The organism is Pseudomonas sp. DrBHI1, assembly GCF_002205115.1.
Lineage (GTDB): Bacteria > Pseudomonadota > Gammaproteobacteria > Pseudomonadales > Pseudomonadaceae > Aquipseudomonas > Aquipseudomonas mosselii.
The window spans coordinates 53,711-76,956 of record NZ_NIBE01000116.1 but is presented as its reverse complement, the minus strand read 5'-3'; the positions used below and the strand labels follow the sequence as shown (position 1 = coordinate 76,956).

Genomic DNA, 23,246 nt, shown 5'->3' with positions numbered 1-23,246 from the left:
GCCCCTGTCCGAGGCGGGCGTGGATATCTTCCACTGCTCCACCCGGCGCTTCTGGGAGCCGGAGTTCGAGGGCAGCGAACTGAACCTCGCCGGCTGGACCCGCCAGCTCACCGGCAAGCCGACCATCACCGTGGGCAGTGTCGGCCTGGATGGCGAGTTCCTGCAGTTCATGGTCGCCACCGACAAGGTGGCCAAGCCCGCCAGCCTCGAAGGGTTGCTGCGCCGCTTGCACGACCAGGAGTTCGACCTGGTGGCCGTGGGACGCGCTTTGCTGGTGGATGCCGAATGGGCGCGCAAAGTGCGGGAAGGGCGTGAAGACGATGTGCTGCCGTTCAGCCGTGAGGCGCTGACGACCCTGGCTTGATCACCAGTGGCGGGGTTTGTTCGCGGGCGGCCTGCGGCTGGCGGCAGGCGCCGTACAGGTAGCCCTCGAACTGCTCGACGATCGCCGGCCAGCCCTGGCGGCTGGCGTGCTGGCGGGCGTTCAAGCGCACCCGGCGCAGGGTTTCGCCTTCCTCCAGCAACCAGCAGGCGGCGTCGATGAACGCTGCCTGGTCCCCCGGCATGGCCAAGGCGCCACTGTGGCCGTGGCGGATATGCTGGGCGGCGGCGGCTTCGTCGTAGGCGACCACGGCCAGTCCCGAGGCGAGCGCTTCGAGCACGACGTTGCCGAAGGTTTCGGTCAGGCTTGGGAACAGGAAAAGGTCGCCGCTGGCGTAGTGCTCGGCCAGTACCTCGCCGCGCTGCGCGCCACAGAACACGGCATCGGGCAGTTGCTGTTCGAGTTGTCCACGCAGCGGGCCATCACCGACGATCACCAGGCGCAGGCGCCGCTGCGGATAGGCCTTGCCCAGGGCCTCCATGCAAGGACGCAGCAGGGCCAGGTTCTTCTCCGCGGCCAGGCGCCCGACGTGTAGCACGGCAATATCGTCCACACCCAGCCCCCACTGCTCGCGCAGGGCCTGGCTGCGGCGTGCCGGGGTGAACAGGCTGGCATCGACCCCGCGGGCCATCAGGCCGAGCCGTTCGAAGCCGCGGCGCTCCAGCTCCAGGCGCTGGCTGACGCTGGGCACCAGGGTGATGGCGGTGCGCCGATGGAACCAGCGCAGGTAGTGGGTGAGCATCCGCGACAGCAGGCCCAGGCCATACTGCCCCGAATATTGCGGGAAGTTGGTGTGAAAGCCGCTGACCACCGCCACGCCCAGGCGTCGTGCGGCGCGCAGGGCGCTCAGGCCCAGCGGGCCTTCGGTGGCGATGTACAGCACATCCGGGCGCTGCCTGCGCCAGCGACGCCACAGCTTGTGCATCGACACCTCGCCCCATTGCAGGCCTGGGTAGCCCGGCAATGGCCAACCTCGGCACAACAGCAGGGTCTCGTCGTTGCCGGCCCCGTTGTCGGTGGCTTGGCGCGGGCGGATCAGTTCCACCTGGTGGCCGCGCCGGCGCAGCCCTTCGCTGAGGCGTCCAAGGGTGTTGGCCACGCCATTGATCTCGGGTGGGAAGGTTTCGCTGACCAGGGTAATACGCAGGGACGGTGTGCTCATGGGAAAAAGTCTGGGCCGCCCCCGTTTCGGGCATGTGACGCCTTTGTGACGGGTACGTGACGCCTGATTTCCGGCACTTGCATCCGTTTGAATATTTCCTTGCAAGGCACTCAAGAACCCTCGCCACGCAGCCGATGCAGAGGCATTCGACTCTATGAATTCGCTCCGGGAGAGCGGCCATGTTCAACAGCAAATTGAAGAAAGAAATCCAGCAACTGCGCGAAGAGCTGATGTCCATCGAGCAGGTCAAGAACAGCCTCGACAGCGAAATGCTGGTGCTCCAGCTCGATCCCCAGGGGCGCATCGAGTCGGTCAACGGCAACTTTGAGGCCGAGATGGGCTATCGCGCCGAGCAACTGATCGGGCGCAACATCGAGGAGATCGTGCCCGCGCATGTGAAGAAGCTCGATTTCTACCAGCGCATGAAGCAGGCCATCACCCGTGGCGAGCACCTCAACGGTGCCTTCCGTCTGCTGCGCGGCAACGGTGACGAGGCGTGGCTGCGTTCGATCCTGCAGCCGGTCAAGAACAGCGAAGGGCGCATCAAGTACTTCTCCCTGCACTCCAGCGACCTGACCCGCACCATCGAGACCTCCCGCGAGCACGAGAGCCTGATCAAGGCGCTGATGCGCTCCACCGCGGTAATCGAGTTCAACCTCGAAGGCCAGGTACTGACTGCCAACGACCGCTTCCTGCAGACCATGGGCTACAGCCTGGAGCAGGTGCGCGGCAAGCCGCACCGTATGTTCTGCGAGCCGGAAGAAGCCAACTCGCCTGGCTACCAGGAGTTCTGGAACCGCCTGCGCCGCGGCGAGTTCGTCGCCGAGCGCTTCAAGCGTATTGATTCCCATGGCCGGGTGGTCTGGTTGGAGGCTACGTACAACCCGATCATCGACGCCCACGACGTGCTCTACAAAGTGGTCAAGTTCGCCACCGTGATCACCGACCAGGTCAACCAGGAACTGGCCGTGGCCCAGGCCGCCGACATTGCCTACACCACCTCGCTGGAGACCGACGACAGCGCACGCAAGGCCACCGACGTGGTGACCCAGACCGTCGAGGTGATGCGCGGCCTGGAAGGTTCGATGCAAAACGCCGCCGATGGCATCCAGGCGTTGGACAAGCAGTCAAAGGTGATCGGCGCGATCATCAAGACCATCAGCGACATCGCCGGTCAGACCAACCTGCTGGCGCTCAACGCCGCCATCGAAGCCGCCCGCGCCGGCGAGCAGGGGCGCGGCTTCGCCGTGGTCGCTGATGAAGTGCGTCAGTTGGCCTCGCGCACCAGCAGCGCCACCGAGGAGATCGCCAAGGTGGTGCAGCAGAACGAACAGCTGGCCCAGGCCGCGGTGGACATCATCGACACCAGCAAGCGCCAGGCCGAGCAGGGCCTGGCCCTGGCCGCCGATACCGGCGGGGTGATCGTCGAGATCCAGGAAGGGGCGAAGAAGGTGGTGGATGCGGTGGGGCAGTTTTCCAGCCAGTTGAGCCACTGACCGGACTTAAGCCATCGCGGGGCAAGCCCGCTCCCACGCATTGCGCGTGGGAGCGGGCTTGCCCCGCGATGGCTTCATTCAGGTACGCTCACGCACCCAGAACAGCGTCGCTCCGGCCACTGCCGCCGGCATCATCAGCACGTTGACCCCCGGAATCATCAGCGCAAGATAAGTGATCCCGCCAAACCCCATCGATTGCCAGCGCTTCTGCCGCAGCCAGGCGAGCATGTCCTGCCAGCTCATCTTGTTGTTGTCCGCCGGGTAGTCGATGTACTGGATCGCCATCATCCAGATCCCGAACACCAGCCACAGTGGCGCGGCGATCACGTTCACCACCGGGATGAACGAGAGGATGAACAGGCCGATGGCCCGAGGCAGGAAGTAGCCCAGCTTGCGCATCTCACGGCTGAGGGTGCGTGGCACCATGGCCACCAGCTCGGCCCAGCTGAAGGGCGGGAAGTTGTCCTGGCCGCGCACCACCACCTCGACCTTTTCCGCCAGGAAGCCGTTGAACGGCGCGGCGATGACGTTGGCCAGCAGGGTGAAGGTGAAGAACACCATCAACAGCACCAGGGCAACGAACAGCGGCCACAGGATGTAGGTGAGAAAGCCCAGCCAGTCGGGCAGGGTGGGCATCAGCGCATCGACCCACAGGCTGAACTGATGGCCGGCGAAATAGATCAGGCCGCCGAACAGCAGCAGGTTGACCGCCAGGGGCAGCAGCACGAACAGGCGCAGGCTCGGGCTCAGGACCAGTTTCAGGCCTTCGCGCAGGTACTGGGGGCCGGACAGGACGGGGGCTTGCATCGGAATGCTCCGCTTGAGGAAAACGCGCTGACCTTACCGAGTTTGGCGCGCGGACGAAAGGCACCGCGCCTCTGGGAAACGGTGTGTAACAAAGCACTGGGACAATGGCTGCCGGATAGAGACTGTCTATAAGGTGGATTGTCGAAGGATATTTCCTTAATCTCTGCGGCCTCGCTACAGTGCGCTCAACTTTTTCGGTTTTGGACCAACGCGTTGTAGCCTTCCCCAAGTGCTGCGTGGGTCCCTTTTAATTCCAGCTGGCGCAACCGGCACCTAGATGCCCCGTGCGGCCCGCTCGACAGGAGTTCGACATGTCTGAAGTACGTCATTCGCGCGTCATCATTCTCGGTTCCGGCCCTGCCGGTTACAGCGCCGCGGTGTACGCCGCCCGTGCCAACCTCAAGCCGCTGCTGATCACCGGCATGCAGGCCGGCGGCCAGCTGACCACCACCACCGAAGTCGACAACTGGCCGGGCGACCCCCACGGCCTGACCGGCCCGGCCCTGATGCAACGCATGCAGGAGCACGCCGAGCGCTTCGAGACCGAGATCGTCTTCGATCACATCAACGCCGTCGACCTGGCCAACAAGCCGTTTACCCTGCGCGGTGACAGCGGCACCTACACCTGCGACGCGCTGATCGTCGCCACCGGCGCCAGCGCCCGCTACCTGGGCCTGCCGTCGGAAGAAACCTTCATGGGCAAGGGTGTGTCGGCCTGCGCCACCTGCGACGGTTTCTTCTACCGCAACAAGCCGGTCGCCGTGGTCGGTGGCGGCAACACCGCCGTGGAAGAAGCTCTGTACCTGGCCAACATCGCCAGCAAGGTGACCCTGGTGCACCGCCGCGACACCTTCCGCGCCGAGAAGATCCTGATCGACAAGCTGCACGCCCGTGTCGCCGAAGGCAAGATCGAGCTCAAGCTCAATGCCACCCTGGATGAAGTGCTGGGTGACAACATGGGCGTGACCGGTGCGCGCCTGAAGAACAACGACGGCAGCTTCGACGAAATCAAGGTCGACGGCGTGTTCATCGCCATCGGCCACACCCCGAACACCTCGCTGTTCGAAGGCCAGCTGACCCTGAAGGACGGCTACCTGGTGGTCCACGGTGGCCGTGAAGGCAACGCCACCGCCACCAATGTCGAGGGCGTGTTCGCCGCTGGCGACGTGGCCGACCACGTCTACCGCCAGGCCATCACCTCGGCCGGTGCCGGCTGCATGGCGGCCCTGGACGTCGAGCGTTACCTGGACGGCCTGGCCAACGCCGCGCACTGATCCAGCCTTTGCGGGCCAGCCCCGCGATAAAAAAACCGGCCATCTGGCCGGTTTTTTTGTACTCGCGTTTCAGCTCACAGGCTCAGGCGCATCGACAGGTCCACCGCCTTCACGTCCTTGGTCATCGCGCCGATCGAGATGTAGTCCACCCCCGTCTCGGCAATCACCCGCAGGGTGGTCTCGTTGACGCCGCCGCTGGCCTCCAGCTTGGCCTTGCCGGCAGTGATGCTTACCGCTTCGCGCATCTCATCCAGGGTCAGTTCGTCGAGCATGACGATATCGGCCCCCGCCGCCAGCGCCTGACGCAGTTCGTCCAGGCTTTCCACCTCGATTTCCACCGGTTTGCCTGGGGCGATGCGATGCGCCGCCGCCACGGCCTCGGCCACGCCACCGCTGGCGGCGATATGGTTTTCCTTGATCAGGAAGGCGTCGTACAGGCCGATGCGGTGGTTGTGGCAGCCGCCGCAGGTGACCGCGTACTTCTGCGCCAGGCGCAGGCCGGGCAGGGTCTTGCGGGTGTCGAGCAGGCGCACCTGGGTGCCTTCCACCAGGTCGGCCAGGAAGCGCGCGCGGGTGGCCACGCCCGAAAGCATCTGCAGGAAGTTCAGCGCCGTGCGCTCGCCGCTGAGCAGCGAGCGCGCCGGGCCTTCGAGGTGGAACAGCACCTGGTTGGCCGTGGCCCGCTCGCCGTCGGCCACCTGCCAGTGCACCGCCACCCGTGGGTCGAGCTGGCGGAACACCGTATCGACCCAGGCGGTGCCGGCGATCACGCAGTCCTCGCGGGTGATGATGGTCGCCTTGGCCAGGCGCTCGGCCGGGATCAGCTGGGCGGTGATGTCGCCGCTGCCGATGTCCTCGAGCAGCGCGCGGCGCACGTTGGCTTCGATTTCGGCGGTCAGGTCGGCGAGGCGTAGGTTCGGCATGGTCGGCTCCACAAGCTAGGTGCCGCGATTATAGGGCAGGGGGGCGGCGTGTACAGCTGCCGGGCAGATGACCTTTGGTCAGGCGGTTTGAGCATTCCTGCGAACGCACTGTCAGTTGAGGCGCACGAATGGGGTGCTGGCAGCTGTCGGTGTTTTCACCGATAATGGCGACCAGTATTTGGCGTCATAGCTTTGACGATCCCCTTTCAGTCGAACAACGCAACATCCAGCAAGGAGTTCGGGATGCATGATGAAGGCAAGGTGGTGCCCCTGGCGGCCGCCATCGACCGGGGTGCGCGCGCGCCCTCGCCATGCCTTCCCGTGCTGCTCCTGCAGGTGCGCGACAAGGCCGCCCTGCAATTGCGCCAGGGATTGCAGGCTTTGTTCGACAATGCCGATGACACCCTGTTTGAAATGGCCGACAAGGCCAGCGGCCGCCTCGACCAGAACCTGTATTTCGAAGCCATGCGCGACTTGCGCCTCAAGCGCAAGAGCATCGAGCGGGGCTTCCTCGACACGTTCTACGAGGCCTTCGCCCGTATCGGCCAGGGCGACGGGCTCGAGTCCCTGGTCAGGGCGCAGACGCAGGACAAGCCGTCACTGGAGCGCTCGGTGGCCGTGCAGGCCATGGTCGACCGGGTGCTCTCCCGCGACGGCTTTCTGCTTGAGCAACTGAATCTGCGCTTCACCACGCTGCTGGAGCTGCCGGTGGCCAGCGCAAGCAATCCCCTGGGGCCCGGCAACCTGTGTGGCTACTTCCTGGATGCCGGGCGCAACCTGGGAGTCGGTGCCAGCGTCAAGATGGTGCTGCTCAAACTGTTCGAGCGCTACGTGCTGCGCGACCTCGACCTGCTCTACGGCGAGGCGAGCCAGTTGCTCGCCAGCGCCGGCGTGCTGCCGGAGCTGATGCCCGCCCCGCGGCGCCGCGCCGAGGACCGCCGCAGCATCGCCCGGCGCGTCCCGACCAGCCCGGCGCAGGGCGGCTTGTCCGACTCGGCCGGCCAGGCGTTCTTCGCCTCGGTGCAGGCGTTGCTGGCGCCGGTGCGTGGGCGTGTCGCGCCGCGGCTGCAGGCGGCCGGATCCGCGCAGCCGACCAGTACCGGCGACCTGCTGCGCCTGCTCACCCACCTGCAGCACTATGTGCCGGCCCCCGGCGAGCCGGATGACTTCAACCTCGGTCAGCAACTCGAGCAGCTGCTGCTGCGGGTCAGCGTGCGCAGCGGCACGCGGCGACGCATAGCCACCGACGACGAGGACACGATCAACCTGGTCGACCTGCTGTTCGCCTACATCCAGGGCGACGACAACCTGCCGGCCAGCCTCCGGGCGCTGATCGCCCGCCTGCATATCCCGGTGCTCAAGGTCGCGCTGATCGACAAGGGCATGTTCAGCCGTGCCGGCCACCCGGCGCGCCGCCTGCTCAACGAGATCGCCGCCGTGGCCATCGGCTGGGAAAGCGATGCCGAGGGACTGCGCGACAGCCTGCACCTGCGGGTCGAGCGTATTGTCCAGCGCCTGCTCAATGATTTCTCCGACGACTGCGCGGTGTTCAACGAGCTGCTCGATGAGTTTCTGGCCTTCAGCCAGGACGAGCGCCGACGCAACGAACTGCTCGAGCAGCGCACCCGTGACGCCGAGGAGGGCCGTGCCCGCACCCTGCAGGCCCGCCAGCGGGTGCAGCGGGAGTTGAACGACCGCCTGCACGGCCGGGTGCTGCCGCAGGTGGTGGTGCAGATGCTGGTGCAGTCCTGGAGCCAGGTGCTGCTGCTGGCCTGGCTGAAGCAGGGCGAGGGCTCGGCGGCCTGGGCCGACGCCTTGGCGACGGTGGACGACCTGCTGGTCAGTATTGCCCCGTACCGTGAACCGCAGCGCCTGCTGGAGCAGGTGCCGGGCCTGCTCAAGGCCCTGCGCGACGGCCTGGCGGGGATAGCGCTGGACTCCGCCGCCACCCGTGATTTCTTCCTGCAACTGGAGAAACTGCACCTGCGTGCCTGCGGTGGCACGCAGGAGCCGGATGCCGCGCTAGACGAGGTGTGGATTGAGGACGATATCGTGCTGGCGGTCAGCGACGAGTCCGCCCTTGCCCCTGGCCTGCCTTTCGACGATCAAGAGCCGGCATTGCGCCAGGTGCAACGCTTGCAGGTCGGTACCTGGGTCGAAGTGATGGACGACGACGAGCCGCTGCGTTGTAAGCTGGTGGCGCGCATCGACAGCAATGATCGCCTGGTCTTCACCAACCGCACCGGCATGAAAGTGCGTGAATGGAATCGCATGGGCCTGGCCCTGGCCTTGCGTCGTGGCGAGGTGCGCTTGCTGGACGGCGGCCTGCTGTTCGAGCGGGCGCTGGAGGCGGTGCTGGAGCAGTTGCGCGGGCAGCAGGCGCAGTAACGCTGACTTTCCCTACACAATCATTTACATGCAAGCGCCGGTTGGTCACGGCATACTGGGTACCTGTCTCGGGCGTCATTTCAGGATCTGCACCATGCAATTGGACCGTGCGACCGGCTGGTTCACCGGCGTCAGCCACTGCCCCTCGCCGAACTTCAACGCCCGCCCCGAGGGCGAGGCCATCGCGCTGCTGGTCATCCACAACATCAGCCTGCCACCGGCCTGCTTCGGTACCGGCAAGGTGCAGCAGTTCTTCCAGAACCGCCTGGACCCGAACGAGCACCCCTATTTCGCGACCATCAACCACCTGACCGTTTCGGCGCACCTGTTCGTCGAGCGCGATGGCGCGGTGACCCAGTTCGTCTCGTTGCTCGACCGCGCCTGGCATGCCGGCGTGTCGCGCTTCGGCGAGCGCGAGGGTTGCAACGATTTCTCCATCGGTATCGAACTGGAAGGCACCGACGAACTGCCCTACACCGATGCCCAGTACGCCACCCTGGAGCGGCTGACCCGCGAGATCCGTGCGGCCTGGCCGGTGATCGACGCCCAGCGCATCTGTGGCCACAGCGATATCGCCCCGCAGCGCAAGACCGATCCGGGGCCGGCCTTCGACTGGCCGCGCTACCGGGCCGCGCTGCAATGCAACGAGGACAAGGCATGAGTTTTCTGGTGTTGGTGCTGGCGCTGTGGGTCGAGAAGTTCTCGGCCCTGCGCCAGCGGTTGCAACGCGACGGCTTCTACCTGGGCGAACTGGTGCGCCTGGAGCGCAGCGGCAAGGTCCATCCCTGGTGGACGCTGGGCATCCTGGTCCTGGCGCCGGTGGCGCTGCTCGCGCTGCTGCTGCATGTGCTGGAGCCGGTGGCCTACGGCCTGCTGGCGTTGCCGGTGCACCTGCTGGTGCTGGTCTACAGCCTGGGTCGCGGCGATGTGAAAGCGGCGCTCGGGCCGTTTCGCGACGCCTGGCGCCGCGGTGACGACCAGGCCGCGCTGCACGTGGCCGAACGCGACCTGGGGCTGGCCGCCGACGATCCCCAACGCCTGATCAAGCAGGTCCAAGGCCACTTGCTGTGGCAGGCCTACCAGAGCTTCTTCGCGGTGATCTTCTGGTACTTCCTGCTGGGCCCGGGCGCGGCGTTGGCCTACCGCCTGCTGGCGCTGACCATGGACCATAGCCGCCAGCCGGCGCTGCAGACCCTGGCCGGGCAATTGCGCCATGCCATGGACTGGCTGCCGGTGCGGGTGATGACGGTGAGTTTCGCCCTGGTCGGCAATTTCGTCGCGGTGACCCGGGTGATGTTGCACGAGCTGCTCGACTGGCACGTCAGCGCCGGGCACCTGGTGGCCAAGGTCGGTCGGGTGGCCGACGACATTCCCGAGGAAGAAGACCGCCAGCGTGGCCTGGAACGCCTGGACAGCCTGTGGGAGCTGCTGCTGCGCTGCGCCGTGTTGTGGTATGCCTGCCTCGCCCTGTGGACCGTGCTGGTCTGAGCCGCTTATCAACGCGTTGGTTGCTTAACCATAAGTTACAAACCTTGATTCCAATCTGCGCTATACAAAGCCACTGGCCCTAGATGGCTTTGTGCTACCCCGCAGAACAACAAGAATTCAAGGAGGTGACCTGTGAAGCGTCTGCTCTATCCGGCCATCGCACTGATGAACCGGCTGAGCTTCGGCATGAAGTTCAGCCTGATCAGCGTCCTGTTCTTCCTGCCCATGCTGGTCACCAGCTTTTACCTGGTCCGCGATGCCTACAACCAGCTACAGGCCACCCGTGGTGAACTCCAGGGGCTGGCGCCGCTGTCCGAGAGCCTGGCCTTGCGTGGCGACCTGGAGTCGCTGGGCAATCTGCTGCAGATCAACGCCGTGCTGGGCCAATCGGGCCAGGCCGGCGATGTGGAAAGCCGTATCGGTGCCCTGCAGGACAAGGTCCAGGCCCGCCTCGAGGGTCTCAAGGGCAGCGATCCGGCGCTCGAAGCCAAGCGTGCCGAGCTGGCCGAGGCCTTTGCCCGCGCCCGTGACGAAAGCTCGCTGCAGAACAAGGCGGCACTGTTCGACAAGCTGCTGGCCCAGGCTCAGGTGCTGGGCAAGCTGGTCGCCAGCCAGTCGGGCTTGAACCAGGACAGCCAGGCTTCGGTGCGCCAACTGAGCGAACTGATCGGCAACGCCACGGCGCAGGTCACCCAGGCCCTGAGCGAAGGCCGGGCGATGGGCGCGGTGGCCCTCGGTCGCGGCTTCATGGATTCCTCGGGCAGCGCGCGCTTCGAAGACCTGCTGCAGCGCCTGGAGCGGCTGTCCGCCGACTATGCCATCCGTCTCGACGACGTCCTGGCCAGCGATACCGGGCTCAAGGCCGCGCTGGCCAGCGATGCCCAGGCCAGCCAGGCCACGGTCAAGCAGGCCGCGACCCTGTTCGAGGACCAGGTGGTGGTGGCCGAGACCCTGGATGCGCCCTGGAGCGGCTTCTACCAGCAGACCAGCGACCTGATGGCGCAGACCTACCGCTTCAACGACGCTGTCCTCGCCCACCTGCATGGCCAGCTGGAAGAGCGCCTGGGCGAGCACCACCTGCGTACGACCGCGTTGGTCGCGGCCCTGGCCATGGTGTTCGCGCTAATCCTCTACCTCTACGGCGGCTTTTACGTCTCCACCCGGGAAACCCTGGGCAACCTGGGCAACGCCATGGACAAGGTCGCCGCCGGCGACATGACCATCAGCTTCAAGGCCAACAGCCAGGACGAACTGGGCGAGCTGGGGCGTGGCTTCAACGAGACGGTACGGCGCATTCGCGGGCTGATCGAGCAGGTCGGCAAGACCGTGACCACGGTCGAGGAACAGGCCGGGCAGGTGCTGTCGGTGTCGAGCCGCAGCAACCAGGCGGTCAGCGGCCAGCGCGAGCAGATCGAGCAGGTGGCCACGGCCATGAACCAGATGAGCGCCACCGCGCAGGAGGTCGCCCGCAGCGCCGCCCTGGCCGCCGAAGGCGCGCAGCGGGTCAACCACGAGAGCGCTTCGGGCCGCGACCTGGTGGCAAGCCAGCAGGGTAGCATTGCCCGCCTGGCCGGCGAGATCGACCAGAGCGTGGCGGCGGTGAACCAGCTGGCGGGCGACAGCCAGGCCATCGGCCGGGTGCTGGAAGTGATCCGCAGCATCGCCGAGCAGACCAACCTGCTGGCCCTCAACGCCGCCATCGAGGCAGCCCGGGCCGGCGAGCAGGGCAGGGGCTTCGCGGTGGTCGCCGACGAAGTGCGGACCCTGGCCAGGCGTACACAGGACTCCACCGAAGAGATCGCGCAGATGATCCAGCGCCTGCAGGATGGCGTGGGCGCGGCGGTGCGGGTGATGGGCAGCAGCCACCAGATGGCCGCCGGCACCGTGGACGAGGCACGCCAGGTGCAACAGGCCCTGGGCAATATCCTCGGCGCGGTGGGCGGTATCGTCGAGCAAAACCAGCAGATCGCCGCCGCCGTCGAGCAGCAGACCGCCGTGGCCCACGATATCGACCAGAACATCGTGGCGATCAACCGCGCGGCACAGGACACCACCGAGGGCGCCTGTCAGACCGAGGACGCCAGCCGGGCGTTGTCGGCGCAGGTGGTGGAGCTCAAGCGGTTGATCGGGGCGTTCAGAGTGTGATCATGGCCGGCGCGAATCCGTGTCGGGCTTCCAGCCAAACACCTCGCAGGCATTGCGACTACTGGCTTCGGCCAGCAGCCCTGGCTCGATCCCCATGACGTCGGCCAACGCCTCGGTTATCTCGGGCAGGTGCTCCGGGCTGTTGCGCCGCCCTGGGAACATCACCGGCGCCATGTCCGGCGCGTCGGTCTCCAGCACCACGCTGTCCAGCGGTAGCCGTGGCAGGGTCTTGCGCAGGCGCAATGCCTGGGGCCAGGTGCCGGCGCCGCCGAGTCCCAGCTTGAAGCCGAGCTTGATGTATTCCCGCGCCTCTTCGTAGCTGCCGGCAAAGGCATGGATGATCCCCGCCCGCGCCGGCTTGTAGCGTTTGAGCGTGGCGATCACCTGGGCGTGGCTGCGGCGCACATGCAGCAGCGACGGCAGCTCGAATTCGCAGGCCAGTTGCAGTTGGGCTTCGAACAGCGCCTGCTGGCGCGTCGGGTCCAGCTGGGGCAGGTAGAAGTCCAGGCCGAACTCACCCACCGCGCACAGCCGTGAATCGCCGCGCAAGCGCTCGAGCCAGTCGCGCAGCTGCGCCAGGTGTTCGGGGCGGTGCTGCTCGAGGTAGATCGGGTGCAGCCCCAGCGCCGCGTACACGCCTTGGTTGGCGCAGGCCAGGTCCCAGACCCGCTGGAAGTTGTCCTGGAACACCCCCAGCACCACCATGCGCTCCACCCCGCGCGCCGCCGCGTTGGCCAGCAGGCGCGGGCGGTCGGCGTCGAAATCGGGGAAGTCGAGGTGGGTGTGGGTGTCGATCAGGCGCATGTTCAGGCCTTGGCGATCCGTTGCTTGAAGGTGCGGCCGATGGCGTGCACACCGGGCTCGTAGCGCTTGTCCTCGATGGCGGCCAGGGCCAGTTCCAGCGCGGTGGCGGCGATCAGGCCGTGCTGCTGGGCCATGGCGTTGACCGGCAGCGGCAGGAAGTCGAGCAACTGGTTGTCGCCGAAGGTGCCCAGTTGCAGCTCACGGGAATCCTCAGGGCGCGCCTGGAGGGTGTCGAACACGCCCTGCAGCAGCACGTAGGAGGTGGTCACCAAGGCATCCGGCAGACCGCCCAGTTCGTCGATCAGTTGCTGCATCAGGCGCTGGCCGCATTCACGGCTGAAGGCCTCGCCCTGGTAGCGCCGCACGTCGCCGTCGAAGCCTTGCAGGGCCTCGTCGAAGCCACCGGCGCGGGCCTGGCTCACCGACAGCTCGGGGCGGGCGCCGATCAGGGCGATGCTGCGCGGGCGGGTTTTCAAAAGGCTCTGGGCCAGCTGGCGGCTGGCGTCGCGGTCGTCGCTGATCACCGAGCAGAAATGCGCCGGGTCCAGGCGTCGGTCAATGGCGATCACCGGCAGGCCCTTGGCCTGCAGCTCGCGGTAGCTGTCGTCCTCCGGCGGCAGGCAGCTGGCGACGAACAGCGCATCGCAGCGGCGGGCGCGGAACAGCTGCTGCAACTGGCGTTCGCTGTCGGGCTGGTCGTCGCTGCTGGCGATCAGCAGCTGGTAGCCACGGGCGCGGGCGCCTTGCTCCAGTTGCTTGGCGATGCGGGCGTAGCTGGGGTTCTCCAGATCCGGGAGAATGAAGCCCAGGGTGCGCGTGTGGCGGCTGCGCAGGCCGGCGGCCTGGGGGTTGGGCGTAAAGCCGTGGGCCTCGACCACCGCACGCACGCGCTCGACGGTGCTGTTGCTGATGCGCTGCTGTTCGGCCTTGCCATTGATGACGTAGCTGGCGGTGGTCACGGACACACCGGCCAGACGGGCGATATCGCTGAGTTTCACCGAATTTTCCTTGTTGTTTCCGGGACTGGCCACGGGGCTTGACCGGCTAGTTTCACCCATCCGCGGGCCCGCGCGCAGACGACCATTGTCGCAATTGTCCGACAGGATGGGGCTTTTTCGTTGGCAGATTATCGAGTAACGTGGCCGTCTGGTCAGATTAAACGTTTCAGCAAGACGAAATTTCCTGCCTGGAAATACGCATTCGCCCGTTGCGCTGATCGTTTTGGCGGCTTTTGCCGTCGAATTCCACAACAATACCTCGGTAGCCAACAGGGCTGCCGCAAAAGGAGAGGGTCATGCTCGAGCTTGCCGTGGAGCAGATTGCCATGGGCCAGCGTGCCGCCGACAAGGGCGAGGCACTGGCGTTGCTGGCCGATCGACTGGTTGCCGATGGCTTGGTCGCCGAGGGCTACCTGGCGGGGCTGCAGGCCAGGGAGGCGCAGGGCTCGACCTTCCTCGGCCAGGGTATCGCCATCCCCCACGGCACGCCGCAGACCCGCGCGCTGGTGTACGCCACCGGTGTGCGTCTGCTGCAGTTCCCCGATGGCGTGGACTGGGGCGACGGCCAGATCGTCTACCTGGCCATCGGCATCGCCGCCCGCTCCGATGAACACCTGCGTCTGCTGCAGTTGCTGACCCGTGCCTTGGGCGAAACCGACCTGGCCGAGGCGCTGCGCCGGGCCAGCTCCGCCGAGGCGCTGCTCAAACTGCTGCAGGGCGCGCCGCGCGAGCTGGCGCTGGATGCCCAACTGGTCGGCCTCAACCTGGCGGCGGAAGATTTCGACGAGCTGGCCTGGCGCGGCGCCCGCCTGTTGCAACGCGGCGGCTGTGCCGACAGCGGCTTTGCCGCCGTGCTGCAGCAGACCGAGCCGCTGCCGCTGGGCGAAGGCCTGTGGTGGCTGCACAGTGAACGCGAGGTGCGTCAACCGGGCCTGGCCTTCGTTACTCCACAGCAGCCACTGCGCTACCGCGACCAGCCGCTCAATGGCCTGTTCTGCCTGGCCAGCCTCGGCGCCGCCCACCAGGCCTTGCTCGAGCGCTTGTGCGAGGTGCTGATCGAGGGCCGTGGGCAGATGCTCTACCAGGCCACCAGCAGCCGCGCCGTGCTCGAAGTGCTCGGCGGCGAGGCGCCCGCCGACTGGCCCAGCGCCCGGGTGGTGCTGGCCAACGCCCATGGCCTGCATGCGCGTCCGGCCAAGGCGCTGGCGCAGTTGGCCAAGGGCTTCGAGGGCGAGATCCGCATCCGCCTGCATGATAGCGCCCAGCCCGCCGTCTCGGTGAAGAGCCTGAGCAAGCTGCTGAGCCTCGGCGCTCGCCGTGGCCAGGTGCTGGAACTGATCGCCGAACCTGGCGTTGCCGCCGATGCCTTGCCGGTGCTGCTGGCCGCCATCGAGCAGGGGTTGGGCGAGGAGGTCGAGCCCTTGCCGCAAACGGCAGCTGTGGAGCAGCCACCCATCGAAACCCTCCAGGCTCCGGCGCCCGGCAGCACCCTGCAGGGTGTCGCGGCCGCGCCGGGCATTGCCAGTGGCCCAGCCCATGTGTGCGTCGAGCGCGAGATCGACTACCCGCTGCGCGGCGAGTCGCCGGGCCAGGAACGCGCCCGGTTGCGAGTGGCCATCGACAAGGTGCACGCCGACCTGCAGGCCCTGGTGCAACGCAGCGACAAGGCCATCGGCGAAATCTTCATCACCCACCAGGAAATGCTGGCCGATCCGGCCCTGACCGATGATGTCGAGGTGCGCCTGGCCCAGGGCGAGAGCGCCGCCGCCGCGTGGATGGCGGTGATCGAGAGCGCCGCCCGCCAGCAGGAGGTGCTGCACGACGCCCTGCTGGCCGAGCGCGCCGCCGACCTGCGCGATATCGGTCGCCGTGTGCTGGCCCAGTTGTGTGGCGTGCAGACGGTGGTCGAGCCCGAGCAGCCCTACGTGCTGGTGATGGCCGAGGTGGGCCCGTCCGATGTGGCGCGCCTGGACCCGGCGCGGGTCGCCGGCATCGTCACCGCCCAGGGCGGCGCCACGGCCCACAGCGCGATCGTCGCCCGGGCGCTGGGCATCCCGGCGGTAGTCGGGGCCGGCGCGGCCGTGCTGCTGCTGGAGAACGGCACGCCACTGCTGCTCGATGGCCAGCGCGGGCAGGTCGAGGTCGCGCCGCCCGAGGCCCGCTTGCAAAGGGCGCTGGCCGAGCGCGATGCCCGCGAGCGGCGCTTGCAGATCGCCTGGGCCAACCGCCATGAGCCGGCCCTGACCCGCGACGGCCACGCCGTCGAAGTGTTCGCCAACATCGGCGAAAGCAGCGGCATCGGCAAAGTCGTCGAGCAGGGCGCCGAAGGCGTCGGCCTGCTGCGCACCGAGCTGATTTTCATGGCCCACCCGCAACTGCCCGATGTGGCCACCCAGGAGGCCGAGTACCGCCGGGTGCTCGACGGCCTGGGCGGGCGCCCGCTGGTGGTGCGCACCCTTGATGTGGGCGGCGACAAGCCCTTGCCGTACTGGCCGATCGCGGCGGAAGAGAACCCGTTCCTCGGCGTGCGCGGCGTGCGCCTGACCCTGCAACGCCCGCAAGTGATGGAAGACCAGCTGCGGGCCCTGCTGCGCGCAGCGGACAATCGCCCGCTGCGCATCATGTTCCCCATGGTCGGTCAGCTCCATGAATGGCGTGCCGCCAAGGCCATGGTCGAGCGGCTGCGCCAGGAGGTTCCAGTGGCCGACCTGCAGGTGGGCATCATGGTCGAGGTACCGTCGGCCGCCCTGCTGGCGCCGCAGTTGGCCCGCGAGGTGGACTTCTTCAGCATTGGCACCAACGACCTGACCCAGTACACCCTGGCTATCGACCGTGGCCACCCGAGCCTCTCGGCCCAGGCCGACGGCCTGCACCCCGCGGTGCTCAACCTGATCGACATGACCGTGCGCGCCGCCCATGCCCAGGGCAAGTGGGTGGGCGTGTGCGGCGAACTGGCGGCCGATCCGCAGGCCGTCGCCGTGCTGCTGGGCCTGGAGGTGGACGAGCTGAGCGTCGCCGCCCGCAGCATCCCTGAAGTCAAGGCTCTGGTACGCCAGGCCGACCTTTCGACGGCACGCGCCCTGGCGCGCGAGGCCCTGCAACAAGACAGCGCCGAGGCAGTCCGGGCGCTGGTGGAGCGTTACTGATGGCCAAGATCCTCACCCTTACCCTCAACCCGGCGCTGGATATCACCATCAGCCTCGAGCGCCTGCGCCCCGGCGCGGTCAACCGCAGCCAGGCTCAGCACAGCCATGCCGCCGGCAAGGGGCTTAACGTCGCCCAGGTGCTGGCCGACCTGGGCCACAGCGTGACCGTCGGCGGTTTTCTCGGGCTCGACAACCTGGCGCCGTTCGAGGCGCTGATTGCCTGGCGTGGGTTCGCCGACTGCTTCGTCCGCGTGCCCGGCGAGACCCGCAGCAACATCAAGCTGGTCGAGGCCGATGGCCAGGTCACCGATATCAACGGGCCGGGGCCGCAGGTCGACGAGGCCGCCCGCGACGCTTTGCTGCGCCGACTGGCCGAGGTGGCCCCGGGGCATGACGCCGTGGTGGTGGCCGGTAGCCTGCCGCAGGGGGTCAGCCCCGAATGGCTGCGCGAATTGCTGCTCATGCTCAAGTCACAGGGATTGAAGGTGGCCCTGGACAGCAGCGGCGAAGCCTTGCGTGCCGGCCTTGAGGCCGCGCCCTGGCTGGTCAAGCCCAACACCGAGGAGCTGGGCGAGGTGCTTGGGCAGCCCGTGCTTGACCCGGCCGGCCGGCGCGCCGCTGCGCAGCGCTTGCTGGCCAGCGGTGTCGAGCATGTGGTGGTGTCCCAGGGCGAGCAGGGCGTGACCTGGTTCGCCGCCGGCCTGGCGCTGCATGCGCAGCCGTCGAAGGTGCACATCGCCAGCACCGTCGGCGCCGGTGATTCGCTGGTCGCCGGCATGGTCCATGGCCTGCTCCAGGCCGAGGCGCCCGCCGCCACCTTGCGCCGTGCCACCGCCATCGCCGCCCAGGCGGTCACCCAGGTCGGCTTCGGCATCCAGGATCGCGAGCAACTGGCCCGCCTGGAGGCCGCCGTGCACCTGGTAGAACAACAAGAAGAGGGTTGCTGATGAACATTGCCATTGTCACTGCCTGCCCCAACGGGCAGGTGTCCAGCGTGCTCAGCGCCCGCCTGCTGGCCGCCGCGGCCCAGCGTCGGGGCTGGAGCACCAGTGTCGAGGTGCAGGATGCCGAGCACCCCGAGCGCCGCCTGACCATGGCGCAGATTGCACAGGCCGACTGGGTGCTGGTGGTCAGCACCGGGGCGCTGGACCTGGCGCGCTTCGCGGGCAAGCGCGTGTACCAGAGCACGCCGGCCCAGGCACTGGCGGACCGCGAGGGGTTTCTTGACCAAGCCGCCGCCGAGGCTCGGGTGCACGAGGCGACACCGGCTCCACTGGGCAGCGCGCCGAAAATCGTCGCGGTGACCGCCTGCCCGACCGGCGTGGCCCATACCTTCATGGCCGCCGAAGCGCTGCAACAGGCGGCGCAGACCATGGGCTACCAGCTCACCGTGGAGACCCAGGGCTCGGTTGGCGCGCGTAACCCGCTGCCGGCCGAGGCCATCGCCGAGGCCGACGTGGTGCTGCTGGCCGCCGATATCGAGGTGCCGGCTGCGCGTTTCGCCGGCAAGCGCATCTACCGCTGCGGTACCGGCATTGCCCTCAAGCAGGCCCGCGCCACGCTGGACAAGGCGCTGGCCGAGGGCAAGGTAGAGGCTGCGGGGGGGGCGCCTGGCGCGGTGCAGCAGGCCGAGAAGACTGGCGTCTACAAGCACCTGCTGACCGGGGTGTCGTTCATGCTGCCGATGGTGGTGGCCGGCGGCCTGCTGATCGCGCTGTCGTTCGTGTTCGGTATCGAGGCCTACAAGGAGCCCGGTACGTTGCCCGCCGCGCTGATGCAGATCGGCGGCGAGGCGGCGTTCAAGCTGATGGTGCCGCTGCTCGCCGGCTACATCGCCTGGTCCATCGCCGACCGCCCGGGCCTGGCGCCCGGGATGATCGGCGGCCTGCTGGCGAGCACGCTGGGGGCGGGGTTCATCGGCGGCATCGTCGCCGGCTTCCTGGCCGGCTACAGCGCCAAGGCCATCGCCCGCTGGGTGCGCCTGCCCAGCAGCCTCGACGCGCTAAAGCCGATCCTCATCATCCCGCTGCTGGCCAGCCTGTTCACCGGCCTGGTGATGATCTACGTGGTCGGCCAGCCCGTGGCCGCCATGCTTGAAGGGCTGACCCATTTTCTCGACAGCATGGGCACCACCAACGCAATTCTGCTCGGGCTGCTGCTCGGCGGCATGATGTGTGTAGACCTGGGCGGACCGATCAACAAGGCTGCCTATGCGTTCTCGGTAGGGCTGCTGGCGTCGTCGAGCTATGCGCCAATGGCCGCGACCATGGCCGCCGGCATGGTGCCGCCGATCGGCCTGGGCATTGCCACCTTTCTGGCCCGGCGCAAATTTGCCCAGAGCGAGCGCGAGGCCGGCAAGGCCGCGCTGGCGCTGGGGCTGTGTTTTATCTCTGAAGGGGCGATTCCGTTCGCCGCCAAGGATCCGTTGCGGGTGATCCCGGCGAGCATCGCCGGTGGCGCGCTGACCGGGGCCTTGTCGATGTACTTCGGCTGCAAGCTGATGGCGCCCCATGGCGGCCTGTTCGTGCTGCTGATCCCCAACGCGATCAACCATGCGCTGCTTTACCTGCTGGCGATCGTGGCCGGCAGCCTGCTGACGGCGGTGGTGTATGCCGTGATCAAGAAGAGCGAACAGGTGGAGATGGTGGTGGCGCCGGCCAAGGGGTAGGCCGGCAGGGCCCTTCGCGCGGCAAGCCTGCTCCCATGCCTGATGGTACATGTGATGTGGGAGCGGGCTAGCCCCGCGAGGGTCATTCGAACGTCATGCCGATCCGCTGGCGATGCTTCGAGTACCAGATACCGGTGATTTTCGCGGTCACGTCAGCTACCGCGACCTGGCCGATGTAGCGGCTGTCGTTGCTGTTGTCGCGACGGTCGCCGAGCAGGTAGACGTGGCCAGGTTCGACCGTCACGGGTGCCAGGCTCAGTGATTCTGGGCGGCGCACCATGTCCTGCGGCGCATGGAACAACCCCAGGTTGCGGTCATTGACGATCAACTCGCCCCCGACGATTTCCAGCCGGTCTCCGGCCACTCCGGCCACACGCTTGAAGGCCTCGCTAGTGCCTTGACGGTACAGCACGATATCGCCGACCTTGAGGGCTTCGCTGAAACGATGGTCACTGATGATGTGGTCGCCTATCTGCAGCGTTGGCTCCATCGAACCTGAAGGAACCTGGTCGAGCTGGTACCCGAACAGTGGTGCGCGCAGTGCCACCAACACCGCGGCCATGGCCACCACTGTTGCGGCGTAGGCCACCAGTTGTGCGCCAGGGGGTTCGCTCCCCGCTTGACCGCGCAGGGCGATCCAGGCCGCAAGACACGCCGAACCGAACTTGAGAGCCAGCACGATGGACAGGCCGACGATCAACGCTCTGGGCGTGGCGAACAGACCGATCAGGAAGAAGTCAGCAAGAATCAGCCCCAGCAGCATCAGTGCCCAACGGCGTCGTCCAACATAGAAAAGCCCCCAGCCAGAAACCAGCAGGGAAATGACAAAAGCCGAAGAAGCGGATTGGCGAGATGGCATGAAAGGTGATTCGTCCTTGAAAACGTGGTCTGTTTATTTCGGCAGGTGTCGAGCGTTCTTGATGAGTCAGCGTCGCGATGCCTTTGCCCGCAACGGTTTCAGCAGATCACCCAACCCGTTGTGGTCGATCTCATGCATCAACGCCAGCAACCCGCCCAGCTCCCCGGGCGGGAAGCCCTTGCGGGCGAACCACGCCAGGTAGTCGCCCGGCAGGTCAGCGATGATACGGCCCTGGTACTTGCCGAAGGGCATGGTGCGGGTGACCAGCAGTTGCAGGGTTTCAGGTTTCATCGAGCATCGGCCTGTGGCGGGTTGAGCGCGGACCATACTGCAAACTGCACGACGACCCAAGCGGCGATCATGCAGAACGCCGTTTTCAGGTTTTTGATTGTTTGGTTTAACTTGTTGATTTTTATAGTTATTTTTCTATTCATTAGCCTGGCACGAAGTCTGCTCCGGTAAAGGTGACTATCACCTGCCAAGGAGTTTGTTGCCATGAGCAATCCCAACAAAGACACGATTGACGTACTCAACGACCTGATCGAGTACAGCAAGGATGGTGAGAAAGGCTTCAAGACCTCTGCCGAGGATGTGAAGAATCCCCAACTCAAAGCCTTCTTCGTACAGCGCGCCAGCGAGTGCGCCAGTGCTGCGGCCGAGCTGCAGAGCGAAGTGCGCCGGCTGGGTGGCGATCCAGAGACCAGCACCAGCATCAGCGGCGACCTGCACCGTGGCTGGGTCAACCTCAAGTCAATGGTCACCGGCAAGGATGAAGAGGCGGTGCTAAACGAGGTGGAGCGCGGTGAAGACCATGCGCTCAAGGCCTACAAAGAGGCCCGTGAGAAGCTGGTCAAGTTGGGGCGCTCGGTCAATGACCAGAGCTATGCACTGGTGGAGAAGCAACTGCAGGGTGTGCAGCGCAATCATGACCAGGTGAAGGCTCTGCGTAACGCAGCTCGCGCTCAGTCTTGAGTTTGAGGGGCTGCTCTGCAGCCCTCTCGCTGGCAAGCCGGTTCTCAAGAGATGGCACATGGCTGCATTTTGATGTGGTCGTTGTGGGAGCCGGCTTGCCGGCGAAAGGCCGCATAGCGGCCCCAGCGCCTCAAGCCTCAGGCCCTTCCACCCGATTACGGCCATTGGCCTTGGCGCGGTACAACGCCTCATCCGCATCGGCCAGCAGTGCCGACAGATCCTGCGCGGTGCCCGGTACATACAAGCCGATTCCTACGCTGACCGTCACTGATCGCTCATCATCGCCGAACGGCGGCATCGCCTCTACGCTGGCGCGAATGCGCTCGGCCAGCAGCCGCGCACCCGCCAGGTTAGTCTCCGGCAACACCACCTGGAATTCCTCACCGCCATAGCGCGCCGCCATGTCCGCCGGGCGCCGGATGCACAGCTCCAGGGTCGTGGCCACCTCGCGCAGCACATGGTCGCCGCCCGCATGGCCGTGGCGTTGGTTAAATGCCTTGAAGTGATCCACATCCACCATCAGCACCGCCAGTGGTTTGCGGTTTCGCTGCGCCCGCGCCCACTCCTGACGCAGCACCTGATCCAGGCGGCGGCGGTTGGCAAGGCCCGTGAGGCTGTCGGTGGCGGCGAGGGTGGCCAGGCCTTGCTCGGCATCGTGGCGACGGCGCAGTTCACGACCCAGCAGCAGGGTCAGCCAGAGGATGCCGATGCACAGCACGCCGGTGGCTACGCTGACCACGATCGCGGTGCGCCGCCACGACTGGAACACCTCGTCGGCCGAGTGCGCCACCAGCACGATCAGCGGCAGGTCGGCGACCCGGGCGAAGGTGTAGATACGCAGGCCTTCATAGACCGTTGAGTGGGCGGTGAAGCTGCCGCTGCGCTCCTCGAGGATGCGCTTGAAGTTGGGGCGCTCGCTGAAGCTGGTGCCGATCAACGGATCCTGCGGCCGGGTCGGCTGGCGCGCCAGCAGCTGGCCGTCGGTGTTGAGCAGGTTGATGCTGCTGTCCACGCCGATGTCCAGGCGCTGGAACAATTCGTTGAAGTAAGACAGGCGCAGGGCCCCGGCGGCCAGGCCCTGGAACTCGCCGTTGGCGCCGGAGATGCGCCGGCTGAAGCTGATGCACCAGTCCAGGTTGCCCAGCCGCGCCTTGAACGGTGGGCTGATCAGCAGGCCCAGGCCCGGGCGGTCGCGGTGGGCTTGGAAGGGCACGGTGTCGGCGAAGTTGGCTTGGCGCGGCACCACGCTGGTGGAGTCGCCAAGCACGTCGCCCTTGGCATCGAGCCAGAGGATGTCGCCGCGCACCGGGGCTGAGAAGGCCTGGTTGAAGAGGATCTGCTGGCGCAGCTTGGCGGGCACGTTGAGCAGCTCGGGGTGCTGCACGGCCCAGATCAGGCCCTTGAGCGACTGGTCGTAGAGTTCGACGTTGCGCAGGATGTCGCTTTCGATCAGTTGCACGATGTTGCTCGACGAGCGCATCGCCGACTGCTCGACGCTGTCGCGCTCGCGGGCCAGCAGGTAGCTGACGATGGCCACGATGGCGAGCACGGCAAGGCAGCTGCCCAGGTTGAGGACCAGCTCGGGGTGTGACTTGTACAGGGCGGATCGTGGTGATCGGGTGGGCAACGTCATGCTCGCAACTGCATAAGCCCCGGGATCCATGGGGAGTGGGCCGGAAAGCGGCGGCAGTATTTTAGGCAACGCGGGATTGTCGGACAAGATCAAAGCTGATT

The 23,246-nt window shown here is 66.7% G+C and carries 18 protein-coding genes and 3 pseudogenes; 13 read left to right on the top strand and 8 right to left on the bottom strand.

Features of this window, described 5'->3' with window-relative positions; all coding sequences use genetic code 11:
• Positions 1–364, top strand: a pseudogene (locus CC207_RS27905) (12-oxophytodienoate reductase); the annotation flags it as partial.
• Here CC207_RS27905 and CC207_RS22080 read toward each other — a convergent pair.
• A complete protein-coding gene (locus CC207_RS22080) occupies positions 333–1,544 on the bottom strand; it encodes a glycosyltransferase family 1 protein (protein ID WP_088852764.1) in 1,212 nt (403 codons plus the stop codon). The pseudogene CC207_RS27905 and the gene CC207_RS22080 overlap by 32 nt on opposite strands.
• A gap of 179 nt (positions 1,545–1,723) precedes the next feature.
• Here CC207_RS22080 and CC207_RS28445 point away from each other — a divergent pair.
• Together CC207_RS28445 and CC207_RS28440 are read left to right on the top strand one after the other, a co-directional pair.
• A pseudogene (locus CC207_RS28445) lies at positions 1,724–2,446 on the top strand (PAS domain-containing protein); the annotation flags it as partial.
• A 162-nt stretch (positions 2,447–2,608) separates the two neighbouring features.
• Positions 2,609–3,040: a methyl-accepting chemotaxis protein gene (locus tag CC207_RS28440; RefSeq protein WP_371349845.1), complete on the top strand. Its 432-nt coding sequence runs from the start codon at positions 2,609–2,611 to the stop codon at positions 3,038–3,040.
• Between the two features lie 78 nt (positions 3,041–3,118).
• Here CC207_RS28440 and cysZ read toward each other — a convergent pair whose 3' ends face one another.
• Entirely contained in the window at positions 3,119–3,847 is a 729-nt protein-coding gene (gene cysZ / locus CC207_RS22070) for a sulfate transporter CysZ (RefSeq protein WP_028689830.1), read from the bottom strand.
• Positions 3,848–4,158: 311 nt separating this feature from the next.
• Between cysZ and trxB the strand changes: the two genes are divergently transcribed.
• Positions 4,159–5,121, top strand: coding sequence for a thioredoxin-disulfide reductase (trxB, locus tag CC207_RS22065; RefSeq protein WP_028689829.1), 963 nt, complete (start codon positions 4,159–4,161; stop codon positions 5,119–5,121).
• Positions 5,122–5,195: 74 nt separating this feature from the next.
• Here trxB and nadC read toward each other — a convergent pair whose 3' ends face one another.
• The gene (nadC, locus tag CC207_RS22060; protein WP_028689828.1) at positions 5,196–6,044 is read right to left on the bottom strand and encodes a carboxylating nicotinate-nucleotide diphosphorylase; all 849 of its coding nucleotides are present in this window, start codon (positions 6,042–6,044) and stop codon (positions 5,196–5,198) included.
• Between the two features lie 243 nt (positions 6,045–6,287).
• Here nadC and CC207_RS22055 point away from each other — a divergent pair, with 243 nt between their 5' ends.
• From CC207_RS22055 to CC207_RS28430, 5 genes and pseudogenes are all read left to right on the top strand, one after another.
• On the top strand, positions 6,288–8,432 hold the full coding sequence (locus tag CC207_RS22055; protein ID WP_069016132.1) for a DUF1631 domain-containing protein: 2,145 nt from the start codon (positions 6,288–6,290) through the stop codon (positions 8,430–8,432).
• A 94-nt stretch (positions 8,433–8,526) separates the two neighbouring features.
• The gene (gene ampD, locus CC207_RS22050; protein ID WP_088852763.1) at positions 8,527–9,093 is read left to right on the top strand and encodes a 1,6-anhydro-N-acetylmuramyl-L-alanine amidase AmpD; all 567 of its coding nucleotides are present in this window, start codon (positions 8,527–8,529) and stop codon (positions 9,091–9,093) included.
• The gene (gene ampE, locus CC207_RS22045; protein ID WP_088852762.1) at positions 9,090–9,920 is read left to right on the top strand and encodes a regulatory signaling modulator protein AmpE; all 831 of its coding nucleotides are present in this window, start codon (positions 9,090–9,092) and stop codon (positions 9,918–9,920) included. The genes ampD and ampE overlap by 4 nt, the downstream gene beginning before the upstream one ends.
• Positions 9,921–10,085: 165 nt before the next feature.
• Positions 10,086–11,207: pseudogene (locus tag CC207_RS28435) on the top strand (HAMP domain-containing protein); the annotation flags it as partial.
• A 144-nt stretch (positions 11,208–11,351) separates the two neighbouring features.
• Positions 11,352–12,065, top strand: coding sequence for a methyl-accepting chemotaxis protein (locus tag CC207_RS28430; RefSeq protein ID WP_371349844.1), 714 nt, complete (start codon positions 11,352–11,354; stop codon positions 12,063–12,065).
• Here the strand turns inward: CC207_RS28430 and CC207_RS22035 are convergent, their stop codons facing one another.
• Together CC207_RS22035 and cra are read right to left on the bottom strand one after the other, a co-directional pair.
• Positions 12,066–12,869, bottom strand: coding sequence for a TatD family hydrolase (locus CC207_RS22035; RefSeq protein ID WP_062363995.1), 804 nt, complete (start codon positions 12,867–12,869; stop codon positions 12,066–12,068). It lies immediately after the preceding gene.
• A 2-nt stretch (positions 12,870–12,871) separates the two neighbouring features.
• A complete protein-coding gene (gene cra, locus CC207_RS22030; RefSeq protein ID WP_028689822.1) occupies positions 12,872–13,867 on the bottom strand; it encodes a catabolite repressor/activator in 996 nt (331 codons plus the stop codon).
• A gap of 296 nt (positions 13,868–14,163) precedes the next feature.
• On the opposite strand from cra, the gene ptsP reads away from it, so the two are divergent.
• The 3 genes from ptsP to CC207_RS22015 are packed head-to-tail and all read left to right on the top strand — an operon-like array spanning position 14,164 to position 19,681.
• Positions 14,164–17,013, top strand: coding sequence for a phosphoenolpyruvate--protein phosphotransferase (ptsP, locus tag CC207_RS22025; protein ID WP_088852760.1), 2,850 nt, complete (start codon positions 14,164–14,166; stop codon positions 17,011–17,013).
• Positions 17,013–17,960 (top strand): 1-phosphofructokinase, encoded by a 948-nt coding sequence (gene pfkB / locus CC207_RS22020; RefSeq protein ID WP_069016126.1) that lies wholly within the window; start codon positions 17,013–17,015, stop codon positions 17,958–17,960. The genes ptsP and pfkB overlap by 1 nt, the downstream gene beginning before the upstream one ends.
• A complete protein-coding gene (locus tag CC207_RS22015) occupies positions 17,960–19,681 on the top strand; it encodes a PTS fructose-like transporter subunit IIB (RefSeq protein WP_088852759.1) in 1,722 nt (573 codons plus the stop codon). Before pfkB ends, CC207_RS22015 begins: the two co-directional genes overlap by 1 nt.
• Before the next feature lie 82 nt (positions 19,682–19,763).
• Here the strand turns inward: CC207_RS22015 and lepB are convergent, their stop codons facing one another.
• A complete protein-coding gene (lepB, locus tag CC207_RS22010; protein ID WP_028689818.1) occupies positions 19,764–20,540 on the bottom strand; it encodes a signal peptidase I in 777 nt (258 codons plus the stop codon).
• A 66-nt stretch (positions 20,541–20,606) separates the two neighbouring features.
• Positions 20,607–20,831: a DUF3820 family protein gene (locus CC207_RS22005; RefSeq protein ID WP_028689817.1), complete on the bottom strand. Its 225-nt coding sequence runs from the start codon at positions 20,829–20,831 to the stop codon at positions 20,607–20,609.
• A 204-nt stretch (positions 20,832–21,035) separates the two neighbouring features.
• Between CC207_RS22005 and CC207_RS22000 the strand changes: the two genes are divergently transcribed.
• Positions 21,036–21,512, top strand: a complete 477-nt coding sequence (locus CC207_RS22000; protein WP_028689816.1) for a PA2169 family four-helix-bundle protein — start codon at positions 21,036–21,038, stop codon at positions 21,510–21,512.
• Between the two features lie 130 nt (positions 21,513–21,642).
• Here the strand turns inward: CC207_RS22000 and CC207_RS21995 are convergent, their stop codons facing one another.
• A complete protein-coding gene (locus CC207_RS21995) occupies positions 21,643–23,139 on the bottom strand; it encodes a sensor domain-containing diguanylate cyclase (RefSeq protein ID WP_069016181.1) in 1,497 nt (498 codons plus the stop codon).
• Positions 23,140–23,246 lie beyond the last annotated feature (107 nt).